The organism is Micromonospora sp. NPDC048898 (assembly GCF_043198035.1).
In the GTDB taxonomy this organism is placed as follows: domain Bacteria; phylum Actinomycetota; class Actinomycetes; order Mycobacteriales; family Micromonosporaceae; genus Micromonospora.
This window is the reverse complement of the sequence record NZ_JBICUF010000003.1, coordinates 430,734-443,598: the sequence shown is the minus strand read 5'-3', so window position 1 is coordinate 443,598 and position 12,865 is coordinate 430,734. Positions and strand designations below refer to the sequence as shown.

12 protein-coding genes are annotated in these 12,865 nt (G+C 71.2%); 8 read left to right on the top strand and 4 right to left on the bottom strand.

Features of this window, described 5'->3' with window-relative positions; genetic code table 11:
• The first annotated feature begins 295 nt into the window (after positions 1 to 295).
• Positions 296 to 1,156: a bifunctional methylenetetrahydrofolate dehydrogenase/methenyltetrahydrofolate cyclohydrolase gene (locus tag ACGFIQ_RS12350; RefSeq protein ID WP_088950132.1), complete on the top strand. Its 861-nt coding sequence runs from the start codon at positions 296 to 298 to the stop codon at positions 1,154 to 1,156.
• Between the two features lie 137 nt (positions 1,157 to 1,293).
• Positions 1,294 to 2,244: a malate dehydrogenase gene (locus tag ACGFIQ_RS12345; RefSeq protein ID WP_393242971.1), complete on the top strand. Its 951-nt coding sequence runs from the start codon at positions 1,294 to 1,296 to the stop codon at positions 2,242 to 2,244.
• 237 nt (positions 2,245 to 2,481) lie between these two features.
• Here the strand turns inward: ACGFIQ_RS12345 and ACGFIQ_RS12340 are convergent, their stop codons facing one another.
• Positions 2,482 to 3,291, bottom strand: a complete 810-nt coding sequence (locus ACGFIQ_RS12340) for an MBL fold metallo-hydrolase (protein ID WP_393242969.1) — start codon at positions 3,289 to 3,291, stop codon at positions 2,482 to 2,484.
• 138 nt (positions 3,292 to 3,429) lie between these two features.
• Between ACGFIQ_RS12340 and ACGFIQ_RS12335 the strand changes: the two genes are divergently transcribed.
• On the top strand, positions 3,430 to 4,647 hold the full coding sequence (locus tag ACGFIQ_RS12335; protein WP_393242968.1) for an NADP-dependent isocitrate dehydrogenase: 1,218 nt from the start codon (positions 3,430 to 3,432) through the stop codon (positions 4,645 to 4,647).
• 298 nt (positions 4,648 to 4,945) lie between these two features.
• Here the strand turns inward: ACGFIQ_RS12335 and galT are convergent, their stop codons facing one another.
• The 3 genes from galT to cysC all read right to left on the bottom strand — a co-directional run bounded on the left by galT (position 4,946) and on the right by cysC (position 8,484).
• Entirely contained in the window at positions 4,946 to 6,022 is a 1,077-nt protein-coding gene (gene galT, locus ACGFIQ_RS12330; protein WP_393242966.1) for a galactose-1-phosphate uridylyltransferase, read from the bottom strand.
• Positions 6,019 to 6,843, bottom strand: coding sequence for a DeoR/GlpR family DNA-binding transcription regulator (locus tag ACGFIQ_RS12325; RefSeq protein ID WP_393242964.1), 825 nt, complete (start codon positions 6,841 to 6,843; stop codon positions 6,019 to 6,021). The genes galT and ACGFIQ_RS12325 overlap by 4 nt, the downstream gene beginning before the upstream one ends.
• 111 nt (positions 6,844 to 6,954) lie before the next feature.
• Complete coding sequence (gene cysC / locus ACGFIQ_RS12320; RefSeq protein WP_393242962.1) at positions 6,955 to 8,484, bottom strand: adenylyl-sulfate kinase; 1,530 nt, start codon at positions 8,482 to 8,484, stop codon at positions 6,955 to 6,957.
• 203 nt (positions 8,485 to 8,687) lie between these two features.
• On the opposite strand from cysC, the gene ACGFIQ_RS12315 reads away from it, so the two are divergent.
• The 5 genes from ACGFIQ_RS12315 (at position 8,688) to ACGFIQ_RS12295 (ending at position 12,861) form a co-directional block, all read left to right on the top strand.
• Entirely contained in the window at positions 8,688 to 9,602 is a 915-nt protein-coding gene (locus ACGFIQ_RS12315) for an ABC transporter ATP-binding protein (protein ID WP_357067697.1), read from the top strand.
• Positions 9,595 to 10,500 carry an ABC transporter permease gene (locus tag ACGFIQ_RS12310; protein WP_393242960.1) on the top strand — a complete coding sequence of 302 codons (906 nt, stop codon included), beginning with the start codon at positions 9,595 to 9,597 and terminating at the stop codon, positions 10,498 to 10,500. Before ACGFIQ_RS12315 ends, ACGFIQ_RS12310 begins: the two co-directional genes overlap by 8 nt.
• Positions 10,500 to 11,411, top strand: coding sequence for an ABC transporter ATP-binding protein (locus tag ACGFIQ_RS12305; protein WP_393242958.1), 912 nt, complete (start codon positions 10,500 to 10,502; stop codon positions 11,409 to 11,411). The genes ACGFIQ_RS12310 and ACGFIQ_RS12305 overlap by 1 nt, the downstream gene beginning before the upstream one ends.
• Before the next feature lies 1 nt (position 11,412).
• Positions 11,413 to 12,123: an ABC transporter permease subunit gene (locus ACGFIQ_RS12300; protein WP_357067703.1), complete on the top strand. Its 711-nt coding sequence runs from the start codon at positions 11,413 to 11,415 to the stop codon at positions 12,121 to 12,123.
• Between the two features lie 93 nt (positions 12,124 to 12,216).
• Positions 12,217 to 12,861, top strand: a complete 645-nt coding sequence (locus tag ACGFIQ_RS12295) for a hypothetical protein (RefSeq protein ID WP_393242956.1) — start codon at positions 12,217 to 12,219, stop codon at positions 12,859 to 12,861.
• The last annotated feature ends 4 nt before the right edge of the window (positions 12,862 to 12,865 follow it).

The following is a 12,865-nucleotide window of genomic DNA, read 5'->3' as shown; positions in this document are numbered from 1 at the left end:
GGCTTTTCTGCTAGCAGAATTCGACCTAAGTGCCCTCTGGCTGCACATATTCGCTCGTTCCGCGCGCACGCTGTGCCAGCCTCGGCTGTGCTGGCACCCTCTCGGCCAGTCGTCCGGTCTCGGCCTCGCCGCAGCGGCGTGTCTGGTTCGCCGGTGACCGAATCCACAGCCAGTGACTGAGAGTGACTAATGCCACGTCACGGAACGTCACGCGCGGTTGAGGGCGACCAGGTGGTGGCGACCGCTCAAGCGAGGTCGTCCGAACGGTGGGCGATGGCCGTGAGACGATCTGGTCGTGACGGCGACGCTTCTGGACGGCAAGGCAACCGCGGCGGAGATCAAGGACGAGCTGCGGATACGGGTCAAGGCACTCGCGGAACGCGGCATCACCCCCGGGCTCGGCACGGTCCTGGTCGGGGCGGACCCGGGCAGCCAGGCGTACGTCAACGGCAAGCACCGCGACTGCGCCGAGGTCGGCATCGCCTCGATCCGCCGCGAGTTGCCGGCCGACGCCACCCAGCAGCAGGTCGACGACGTGCTGGCCGAGCTGAACGCCGACCCGGCGTGCCACGGCTACATCGTCCAACTGCCGCTGCCGGCCCACCTCGACACCCAGCGGGTGCTGGAGTTGATCGACCCGGACAAGGACGCCGACGGTCTGCACCCGGTCAACCTGGGCCGGCTCGTGCTCGGCTACGACGGCCCGCTGCCCTGCACCCCACGTGGCATCGTCGAGTTGCTCCGTCGGCACGACGTGGCCCTGCGCGGCGCCACCGTCGCCGTGGTCGGCCGGGGCAACACCGTCGGCCGGCCGCTCGGCCTGCTGCTCACCCGCCGCAGCGAGAACGCCACCGTCACCCTCTGCCACACCGGCACCCTCGACCTCGCCTCGCACACCCGCGCCGCCGACATCGTCATCGTCGCGGCCGGCGTACCGGGCCTGCTCACCGCCGACATGATCAACCCGGGCGCGGTCGTGGTCGACGTCGGCATCACCCGCGTGATCGGCGCGGACGGCAAGGGCCGCTACACCGGTGACGTGGACCCGGAGGTGGCCGAGACGGCCGGCGCGTTGGTCCCCATGCCGGGCGGCGTGGGCCCGATGACCCGGGCCATGCTGCTCACCAACGTCGTGGAGCGCGCCGAGCGCGGCTGACTCGCCCGTCCGGTGTCGAACCAGGACTGCGGTGACGTTCGCCCCATCCCGGCGATGGCCGCCGCCCCTGGCCGGATGGGTGCCAGGATGACTGATACGGTCCGGAAAACCGACTGGTATCAGGGAGTGGGACGACCATGGGTAAGAAGGTCACTGTCGTCGGGGCTGGCTTCTACGGCTCCACCACCGCACAGCGCCTGGCCGAGTACGACGTCTTCGACACCGTAGTGATCACCGACATCGTGGAGGGCAAGCCCGCGGGTCTCGCACTCGACCTCAACCAGTCGCGGGCCATCGAGGGCTTCGAGACCAAGGTGGTCGGTGTGACCACCGGTGCCAACGGTGAGGGCTACGAGGCCATCGAGGGCTCCGACGTCGTGGTGATCACCGCTGGTCTGCCGCGCAAGCCCGGCATGAGCCGGATGGACCTGCTGGAGACCAACGCCAAGATCGTCCGTCAGGTCGCCGAGAACGTCGCCAAGTACGCGCCGAGCGCCGTCGTCATCGTGGTCTCCAACCCGCTGGACGAGATGACCGCCCTGGCGCAGCTCGCCACCCAGTTCCCGAAGAACCGGGTCCTCGGCCAGGCCGGCATGCTGGACACTGCCCGGTTCAGCAACTTCGTCGCCGAGGCACTGAACGTGCCGGTCGCGTCGGTACGCACCCTGACCCTGGGCTCGCACGGCGACACCATGGTCCCGGTGCCCTCGAAGAGCACCGTCAACGGCAAGCCGCTGCGCGACGCGATGCCGGCCGAGCAGATCGAGGAGCTGGTCGTCAAGACCCGCAACGGTGGCGCCGAGGTGGTCGCGCTGCTCAAGACCGGTTCGGCGTACTACGCCCCGTCCGCCGCCGCCGCCCGGATGGCGAAGGCCGTCGCCGAGGACTCCGGCGAGGTCATGCCGGTCTGCGCCTGGGTCGACGGCGAGTACGGCATCTCCGGTGTCTACCTCGGCGTCGAGGCGGAGATCGGCGCCGAGGGCGTCAAGCGGGTCGTCGAGACCGACCTGGACGCCGACGAGCGCGCCAGCCTCCTGGAGGCCGCCGAAGCCGTCCGCGCCAAGCAGGGCGACATCTCCAGCATGTAGTTCCCCCTCCCGAACCACCGCTGTCACGAAGGGCGCGCCGGCAACCCGGCGCGCCCTTCGCCGTCCAGCCCCAACCCGAACCCCGCCGGCCCGTCTGCCGCTCCGGAGGCAGCGCTTTCGCTGATGTTGCGGGGACCTTTGGTCGAGATCGCGCTCGATCCTGGTTGTAGTGGTCTCCTGGGCTGGGGTTGCCCCTACATCCAGGATCGAGGGGAATCTTGACCGGCCGACGGGTGGTCAACGGGGGTCGGGGTGGGACGTGAAGGGGGTGGCGAGGTGGGGGGTCGCCAGGACGGTGGGGGAGTGGGTGCGCAGGGCCGTCAGCCGGGAGGTGCGGGCTTGCTCCGGGTCTTCCTCATGGGCGTACGCCAGGTCGGGGTCGACGAGTTGCACGATGTGCACCAGCAGGTCCCCGGTGAGCAGCATCCGTTCGTCGGCCGAGGTCAGGAGCACCGACTGGTGGCCGGGCGTGTGGCCCGGGGCGGGCAGCAGACGTACCGCTGGGGTGAGGGCGGTCTCGCCGTCGACCACCCGGAGCTGGCCGGCGGCGCGCAGGGGCGCGATGAGGCCGGCCGGGAGCCTGGGATTGAGCGTCGCCGCCGCGTCGAGTTCGGCGCGCTGCAGCAGGTAGCTCGCGTTCGGGAAGTACGGCTGCCCCGGCGTGCCGGTGACCGCCCAGCCGATGTGGTCGCTGTGTAGGTGGGTCAGGACGACAGTGTCGACATCGGCGGGGTCGATGCCCGCGGCGGCCAGCTCGGCGGGCATCCGCCCCGGAACGGGCGCCCAGCTCGCGGCGGGTGCGTCGGTTGGGCCGATCCCGGCGTCTACCAGCGTGACCGGCCCGTCGCCGGCGCGGATCGCGAAGCTGCGGAACGGCAGCCACCACTGCCCGTCGGCGGTCACCGAGCCAGGGTCGCGACGGTCGGCCTCCGCCCAGTGCGCCGGCGTGGCCTGCGGAAACGCCTCCGCGCGGGGCTGGAAGAAGGCACCCGCACCGTCGGTGAGTGCGGTGACCGTGATAGACCCGAGGGTGCGGTTCAGTGGCATCGGACGATGATTCCAGGGCATTCCTGTTCCGCGCAGCTCGGTTTCGGTCGGCCGGTCGAGGCCGGCTGAGGGCTGCCGGCCCAATTGCAGTACGCTCGTACTGCTTGAGCACGTGTCCCCCGAGAGGAGCGCCGGCCGATGGCGAAGATCAAGGTAAACAACCCGGTCGTGGAGCTCGACGGCGACGAGATGACCCGGATCATCTGGAAGCAGATCCGGGAGCAGCTGATCCTGCCCTACCTCGACGTCGACCTGCACTACTACGACCTGTCGATCCAGCACCGCGACGAGACCGACGACCAGGTCACGATCGACGCCGCCAACGCCATCAAGGAGCACGGCGTCGGCGTCAAGTGCGCGACCATCACCCCGGACGAGGCCCGGGTGGAGGAGTTCGGCCTGAAGAAGATGTGGCGGTCGCCCAACGGCACCATCCGCAACATCCTCGGCGGCGTCGTCTTCCGCGAGCCGATCATCATGTCCAACGTGCCGCGGCTGGTCCCCGGCTGGACCAAGCCGATCATCATCGGCCGGCACGCCCACGGTGACCAGTACAAGGCCACCGACTTCGTCGTCCCCGGCCCGGGCACGGTGACCATCACCTACACCCCGGCCGACGGCGGCGCGCCGATGGAGATGGAGGTCGCCAACTTCCCCGGCGGCGGCATCGCCATGGGCATGTACAACTACGACGAGTCGATCCGGGACTTCGCCCGGGCCTCGTTCCGGTACGGGCTGGACCGCAACTACCCGGTCTACCTGTCCACCAAGAACACCATCCTCAAGGCGTACGACGGCCGGTTCAAGGACATCTTCGCCGAGGTGTTCGACGCCGAGTTCAAGGCCGAGTTCGACGCCGCCGGCATCACCTACGAGCACCGGCTCATCGACGACATGGTCGCCGCCGCGCTCAAGTGGGAGGGTGGCTACGTCTGGGCCTGCAAGAACTACGACGGTGACGTGCAGTCCGACACCGTGGCGCAGGGCTTCGGCTCGCTGGGTCTGATGACCTCGGTGCTGCTCTCCCCGGACGGCCGGACCGTCGAGGCCGAGGCCGCGCACGGCACTGTCACCCGGCACTACCGGCAGTACCAAAAGGGCGAGAAGACCTCGACCAACCCGATCGCGTCGATCTACGCCTGGACCCGGGGCCTGGCCCACCGGGGCAAGCTGGACGGCACCCCGGCGGTCACCGAGTTCGCCAACACCCTGGAGCAGGTCATCGTCGACACCGTCGAGGGCGGCCAGATGACCAAGGACCTCGCGCTGCTCATCTCGCGCGACGCCCCGTGGCTGACCACCGACGAGTTCATGAACGCGCTCGACGAGAACCTGGCCCGCAAGATCGCCGCCTGATCCAGGCGTACCGCGTCATCGGAGCCCGCCGGCCTCTCCGCCGGCGGGCTTCGGCGTGTCCGGGGCTGACGCGCCGGTCGGCGTCACTGCTGTCGGCGCGCCTCGTTGACCAGGATGGACGAGATGCCAGTCGCGTCCGAGGAAGGTTGACCACGGTCGACCCGCGGCACCCGTGCGCCGATCAGCCAGCCTTCCCGGCTGTGCCGTGCACAGCCAGCCGTCCCTTCCCTGCGGGGGGCCCTGTCCCGGGCCCCCCGCGCCCTGTTTTCGCGAAGGCCCCGCCGCGCAGCAGCGCGACTCAGACGGTGCGCAGCAGGTCGGCGGCGCGCTCGGGGGCGATGTCGTTGATGAAGACACCCATCCCGGACTCGGAGCCCGCCAGATACTTCAGCTTGTCCGTGGCCCGCCGGATGCTGAACAGTTGTAGGTGCAGGTAGCCCAGGTCGCGGTCGATGCGCACCGGAGCCTGGTGCCAGGCCGAGATGTACGGCATCGGCATGTCGAACAGGCCGTCGAATCGGCGCAGCAGATCCAGGTAGAGCGGTCCGAAGGCGTCCCGCTCGCTGTCGCTGAGCGCCGGAATGTCCGGTACCAGCCGGTGGGGCGCGACGTGCACCTCGAACGGCCAGCGGGCGGCCGCCGGGACGAACGCCGTCCAGTGCTCGTTCTCGGTGACCACCCGGTCGCCGGTGGTGCGCTCGGCGGCCAGCACGTCCGCGTACAGGTTGCCCCCGCCGGTCCGTTCCGCGTGCCGGCGTGCCGCGGCCAGCAGCGCGCGGGTGCGCGGCGTCACGAAGGGGTACGCGTAGATCTGCCCGTGCGGGTGGTGCAGCGTGACGCCGATCTCGACGCCCCGGTTCTCGAAGCAGAAGATCTGCTCCACGCCGGGCAGCTCGCCGAGCACCTCGGTGCGGTCGGCGAGCGCGTCCAGGACGGTGCGCACCCGACGCGGCGGCAGGCTGGCGAAGGATGCGTTGTGGTCCGAGGTGAAGCAGACCACCTCGCAACGGCCGACACCCGGTCGAACAGGGGTGAACGGGGTGATCTCGCCGGGCTCGTCCACCACCCGTCCGCTGAGCGACGGGAACCGGTTCTCGAAGACCACCACGTCGTAGTCGGGCGCGGGGACCTCGGTCAGCCGGTCACCCACCGACGGGTCGAGGGGGCACTCGTTCGCCGGCGGGAGGAAGGTACGGGTCTGCCGGTGCACGGCCACCGCCACCCACTCGTCGGTGAGCGGGTCGTAGCGCAGCTGGGACGCGGGGGGCGGCGGCGGCAGGTCGCGGCGGTCCGGCTGGTCGCGGACGGCGTCGTCGCGTTCGTCGAAGTAGATCAGCTCCCGGCCGTCGGCCAGGTCGATCGCGGTGCGTTTCACTGCGCCGCCCCCTCACTCGTCGGCGTGCGCGTCGCGCAGCCCGCCCCTGTCGCTTCTACCATGATCAATTCGCCCACGTGTTCGCCGAGTACCCGTCGTGCGGGCGGAGGCAACCGGTCGTCGCTGACCAGTACGTGTGCTGCTGCCAGCTCGACGATCGAGGAGATGCCCACCGTGCCCCACTTGGTGTGGTCGGCGAGCACCACCAACCGGTCCGCCGCGGCCACCAGTGCCCGGTCGGTCTCGGCCTCCATCAGGTTCGGGGTGGTGAACCCGGTCCGTTCGGTGATGCCGTGGACGCCCAGGAAGAGCAGATCCAGGTGCAGCGACCGGATGGCCCCGACCGCGAGCGGGCCGACAAGCGCGTCCGACGGCGTGCGTACGCCCCCGGTGAGCACCACCGTCTGGTCCGGTCGACCCGCGGCGTGCAGGATCTCGGCCACCGGCAGCGAGTTGGTCACCACGGTCAGGCCGGGCACGTCCACCAGCCTGCGGGCCAGCTCGGCGGTGGTGGTGCCGGCGGAGAGCGCGACCGCCGCGCCCGGCCGGACCAGGTGGGCGGCCCGGTCCGCGATGGCGGCCTTCTCCGCCAGTTGGCGGACCGACTTGGCGTGAAAGCCCGGTTCGTCTGTCGAACTCGGCCCGGCCGTCGTGGCGCCGCCGTGCACCTTGGCCAGCAGGCCACGCTCCTGCAGCGCCTCCAGATCACGGCGGATCGTCATGTCGGAGACACCGAACTCGCCGGCCAACTCGGTGACCCGGACGCCGCCGGTGGACCGGACCCGCTCCAGGATGGCCGCCTGCCGCTGCGGAGCGAGCATTCGCCGTGCCTCCCCTGGGGGTCCCCGACTCTCACGCGGTCAAACGTGTTCCAACAAAGACGAACACTAGCGCGTAGTGAGCGAAGGCCGAACGGGGGCCACGGAAACGACTCAGGTGGCAGCGATCTTCAGTTCCACCCAACCGGTCTCGGTCAGGTGGTGCAGCACGGCCTGCACCGCGTCCGGGATGCTGAGATCTGTGGTGTCCAGCACCAGGTCGGCGTCGGTCGGCTCCTCGTACGGGTCGTCGATGCCGGTCATCCCGGTGAGCAGGCCGGCACGCGCCCGCGCGTACAGGCCCTTGCGGTCCCGGCGCTCACACACCTCCAGCGGAGTGGCGACGTGCACCAGCACGAAGCCCGCCCCGGCCGTCAGGGCCATCTCGCGGGCGGTGGCGCGGGCCGCCGCGTACGGGGCGATCGGGCAGCAGATGGCCACCCCCCGATGCCGGGCGATCTCGGCGGCCGCCCACCCGATCCGCCGGACGTTGGTGTCCCGGTCGGCCTTGCTGAAGCCCAGCCCTGCGGTGAGCTCCCGGCGCACCACGTCCCCGTCGAGCAGGGTCACCGTGCGGTCGCCGCTCTCCCGCAACGCGTCGGCCAGCCCGCGGGCGATCGTCGACTTGCCGGAGCCGGAGAACCCGGTCAGGAAGACCACCAGCCCGCGGTGCCGACGCGGTGGCCGGGCCCGGGCCAACTCCCTCGCCACGGCCGGCGGGGTGTGCCACTCCGGCAGGGGAAAACCCCGGTCGAGCAGGTCGTCGATCTCCTGCTGGGTCAGCGCGAGCCGACGGTTGCGCGGTGGGATGTCCTCCCGCCAGCGCCACTGCCCGTCCCGGTTGTCGTACGCGAGCTCGCGCGGCACCAGCACCCGCAGCCCGGCACCGGAGAGCATCTCGCCGGTGGAGAGCAGGTGGGTGACCCCGTACGCGGCGGAGACCCGGGCGCGCAGCAACGCGTCGCTGATCTCCTCCCGTCGGTGCGACAGCGGCACCGCGATCACGGTGGCCGGCGGCATCCGGTCCCGGGCGGCGAAGATCGTGCGGACCAGTGCCTCCGGCGGGAGCCCACCGACGCCACCCTCACCGACCGGGATCATCACGAGCAGGTGCGCGGCCAGGGTGCGGGCGGCGTGGGCGATCTGCGCGAGTTGTGGACGGTGCAGCGGTCGGTCGGCGATGACTCCGAGCACCCGGCCCGGTGGCAGCAGCGCGCGGACCTCCTCCGGGCTGCGGCGCAGACGCTGGAACGGGCCGTGCCCACCGTCGCCGAGTCGACGGACCTGGCCGCCCACCCCGGCCACGCCCTCGCGTACCGGCCAGACGTCGGCCACGTCCAGGGCCGCCACCGGTGCGCCCTCGCCGTCGGTCAGCACCAGCGCCCGGCGGGCCGGGTCGTGCGGATCGAAGCCCTGGGCCAGCGCGGCCGGCACCTGGAGGGTCACCGCGACCTGCCACGGTGTGCCGTCGGCCAGTTGGCCCCGCCGGCTGACCGACACCAGGTCGGCGCGGGTCATGAAACCGCTCAGTGGGGCGTACGCACCGGTCAGCAGCAGCTCAAGATCAGCCAGCTCACCGGGACGCGGCGTGTACGCCGGCGCGTCCCGCAGCACCTCGTCGGGCAGCACCCAGCCGTTGCTCATCCACGCCCCCCACTCGCCGACCGGCACACAGTTTCGCAGCCGACCGTCGATCGGTCGAGGCCGCCACTCCACGACTCCGGTGGGCGGCCGTCCTCGGATCGACCTGACGGGCCCCACCCTAGGGGTCCGTCGGGGCAAGGATCAGGGGAGCACGGGGGGCGAGCCGCTGTTCGCGACGGGTGTCGACTCCCTACGCTGGCAGCGTGACACTGATCGCGACCCAGTCGCTCACCAAGACGTACGGAGGTCGGGTCACCGCGCTCGCCGACCTCACCGTCGCCGTCGAGCCCGGGATCATCGGCCTGGTGGGCGCGAACGGCGCCGGAAAATCCACGTTGATCAAGATTCTGCTCGGCCTGATCCCCCCGACCAGCGGTCAGGTCTCGGTGCTCGGCATCGACCCGTCCGCCGACCCGGCGGCGGTTCGTGCCCGCGTCGGCTACATGCCCGAGCACGACTGCCTCCCACCCGACCTGTCCGCCGCCGAGCTGGTCACCCACCTCGGCCGGATGAGCGGCCTACCTCGCACCGCCGCCCGCGAGCGAGCCTCGGAGGCCCTGCGGCACGTCGGGCTCTACGAGGAGCGTTACCGCCCGGTGGGCGGCTACTCCACAGGCATGAAGCAGCGCGTCAAGCTGGCCCAGGCACTGGTGCACGACCCCGATCTGCTGCTGCTCGACGAGCCGACCAACGGCCTGGACCCGGCCGGCCGGGACGCCATGCTGGCGCTGGTGCACCGGATCGGCACCGAGTTCGGCATCTCCGTGCTGGTCTGCTCGCACCTGCTCGGCGAGGTGGAGCGGATCTGCGACACGCTGATCGCCATCGACGGTGGCAAACTGCTGCGCGCCGACCACATCTCCGCGATGACGTCGGCCACCGACGTGCTCGCCGTGGAGGTCAGCGAGGGCACCGAGGAGCTCGCCGCCCGGCTCGCCGAGCTCAAGCTGCCGGTGGCACGGGACGGGCGACTGCTCCTCGTTCCACTGGCGGACGACGCCACCTACGACCTGATCCTCGGCGCGGTCGCCGAACTGGACCTGCCACTGCACCGACTGGACCAGCGCCGGCACCGGGTGGCCGAACTCTTCGCCACGAGGGAGCTCTCCCATGCCTGAGCCGACCGCAGCCGCCGTGCGCCCCGCACCGACAGGCGTCATCCACGACATCGGCTACCAGCGCTACGAGGGCCCGAGGCTGGGCCGCCGCCAGGTCTTCGGCGCCCTCTACGGGCACGGGGTGCGTACCGTGTTCGGGTTCGGGCGCAGCGCCAAGGCCAAGATCTTCCCGTGGCTGGTGGTCGGCATCGTCTCCCTGGTCGCGGTGGCCCTCGCGGCCATCCGCAGCCAGATCGGCGAGCCGGTCGCCACGTACGCCCAGTTCGCCGACTCGATGAGCTGGCTTGTCATCTTCTTCGTCGCGGTGGCCGCGCCCGAGTTGGTCTCCCGGGACCTGCGCAGCGGTGTGCTGCCGCTGTACTTCTCCCGACCGCTGCCACGCACCGACTACGCACTGGCCAAGCTGCTGGCGCTTGTCACGGCGCTCTGGCTGCTGCTCGGCGGACCACAGTTGCTGATGTTCCTGGGTGCCGCGTTCACCACCAAGGACGGGATGAGCGGGGTCTGGAACGAGCTGCTCGACCTGCTGCCCGGGCTGCTCTACGCCGGGCTGTGGGCGGCGGTCTTCGCCTCGATCGGGCTGCTGGTCGCCTCGCTGACCGGCAAGCGTGCCTTCGCCGCCGGTGGGGTGGTCGCGGTCTTCCTGATGACCACCCCGATCGTCGGGGTGCTGAGCATCCTGCCGTCGCGTGCCGCCAACGAACTTGCCGGCCTGGCCTCACCCACCACGCTGGTGCGGGGGACGGGCATCTGGGCGCTCGGCGACCTCCTCTTCGACGAGGGCGAGGCGGGCCTGTCGATCGGCGGGTTCGGCCCGGTCTACGCCCTGGCCGCGGTGCTGTTGGTCGCCGGCGCGACCGCCCTCCTGCTGGTCCGCTACCGGAAGGTCGCCTCCTGATGAGCACGCTGAGCCTGACCGGGGTGTCCCGGTGGTACGGCAACGTGGTCGCGGTCAACGACATCAGCATGGCCCTGGGGCCGGGCGTGACGGGCCTGCTCGGCCCGAACGGCGCCGGCAAGACCACCCTGCTGCACATGATGGCCGGTTTCCTGTCCCCGTCGCGCGGCACGGTCAACCTCGACGACCAGCCGACCTGGCGCAACCCCGACGTCTACCGGCGGCTGGGGCTGGTCAGTGAACGGGAGGCGGTGCAGGGCTTCCTCACCGCGTACGAGTTCGTGCTGGCCAGCGCGAAGCTGCACCGGCTGGCCGACCCGGCGGCGGCGGCCCGGCGGGCGATCGACCTGGTGGAGCTGGAGTCGGCACAGGACCGCCGGATCGGCACGTACTCCAAGGGCATGCGGCAGCGGGCCCGGGTGGCCGCCGCGATGGTGCACGACCCGCAGGTGCTGCTGCTCGACGAGCCGTTCAACGGGATGGACCCGCGTCAGCGGCTGCACATGATGCAGCTGCTGCACACGCTCGGCGACGCCGGCCGGACCATCCTGTTCAGCTCGCACATCCTGGAGGAGGTCGAGCAGGTCTCCGGGACGGTGCAGGTGATGGTGGCCGGGCGGTTGGCGGCCTCCGGCGACTTCCGGACCATCCGGCGGTTGATGACCAACCGTCCGCACGTGTTCGCGGTGCGGTCGACGAACGACCGGGCACTGGCCGTCGCGCTGATCGCCGAGCCGTCGGTCAGTGGGGTCGAGCTGGACCCCACGGGCCTGACCGTGCGGGCCGGTGACTACGGCGCCTTCACCCGGGCACTGCCCCGGATCGCGCTCAAGCAAGGCATCCGGGTGCGCCAGCTGGTGCCGTCCGACGAGTCTCTGGAGAGCGTCTTCTCCTACCTGGTGGAGGCCTGACATGTCGACAATTACCTGGATCACCGCACGCGGGCTGTTCGGCCGGCGTCGGTTCCTGCTGCTGCTCCCGTTGCCGTTGGTGCTGCTCGGCCTGGCCGTGCTCTGCCGGTCCCTGGGCGTGGACCCGGGCGAGTGGGGGCCGCCGGTGCTCGTCGGGCTCGGGCTGGCCGTGGTGCTGCCGGTGGTCGCGCTGATCATCGGCACGGGCGTGTTGGGCGCCGAGATCGACGACGGCACCGTGGTGCACATCCTGACCAAGCCGCTGCCGCGTTGGCAGATCGTGCTGCCGAAGCTCGCGGTGGCCGCCGGGGTCAGCGCGGCCACCGTCGCGGTGCCGCTCTACGTCGCGGGGGTGCTGGCCGATTCGGTACGCCTCGGTCTGGCGCTGGCGTTCGCGGCGGCGCTCGGCGCGCTGGCGTACTCGGCGTTGTTCCTCGCGCTCAGCCTGGTCACCAGGCGGCCGGTGCTGCTCGGCCTGGTCTACGTGTTGATCTGGGAGGGGCTGCTGGGCAACTTCGTCAGCGGCACCAAGGTGCTCTCCATCCAGCAGTACGTGATCGCCCTCGCCGACCGCCTCGCCCCCAGCGGGCTGTTGGAGACCACCGTCTCGGTGCCGGTGGCCTCGGTGATGACCGCGCTGGTCAGCGTCGGCTTCACCGTGCTGGCCATCGATCGTCTGCGGTCGTTCAGCGTGGCCGGCGAGACGAGCTGAGACCGGTGTGCGGCGGTGTTCCGGCCAGCCACCCTCCGGCGGTAGGGCTGGCCGGATGGACCGGTTACCCCGCTTCGGGCCAGTCTGGTGGGCGTGAGCGTCGAAGCGGAACGAACGTCGTTGGCTGAGCCGTACTCCCGGAGCAGCCGGCCGTGGTTGACCAGCCTGGCGGTCGCCGGGCTGGCCTGCGCCACGGTCGCCACGGCCGCCCAGGGCACCGGCCAGTTCCACTGGTGGGCGGTGTTCATCCTGATCCCGGGCGCGTTGCTGGCGGCCAGCGGCGGGCCGTTGCTGGCCCGGGGTGGTGGTCGGGCCTTCGGCGGTTACCTGCTCGCCTGCGTCGGCACCCTGGTGTTCACCGTGGGTGCGCTGCTGATGTTCGGCGTGATGGGGCGGGGTTGGCCGCTGATGGTGGTGCTGCCCTGCCTGGCGGTCGCCGGCACCTACGGCTGGCGGGCGGCCCACCCGCTGGCCCGCGGCCTGCACCGGGCGGTGGCCCTGCTCGCGCTGACCGGCGCGTTGCTCGGCCTGACCCTGCAACTGATCCGACTGGACGTGATCGACCTGGAGACCGGTTGGTGGGGCGCGTTCCTGATGCTGGCCGGGGCCATCGTGCTGGGCAACGCGGGTGAGCTGACCCGGCACCGGATGCCGTACCGGCTCCAGGCGATCACCCTGCTGGTGGGGCCCTCCGTGATCGCGATCCTGCTCGGGCTGCGCTTCCTGCGCGGCTGGTGACTCC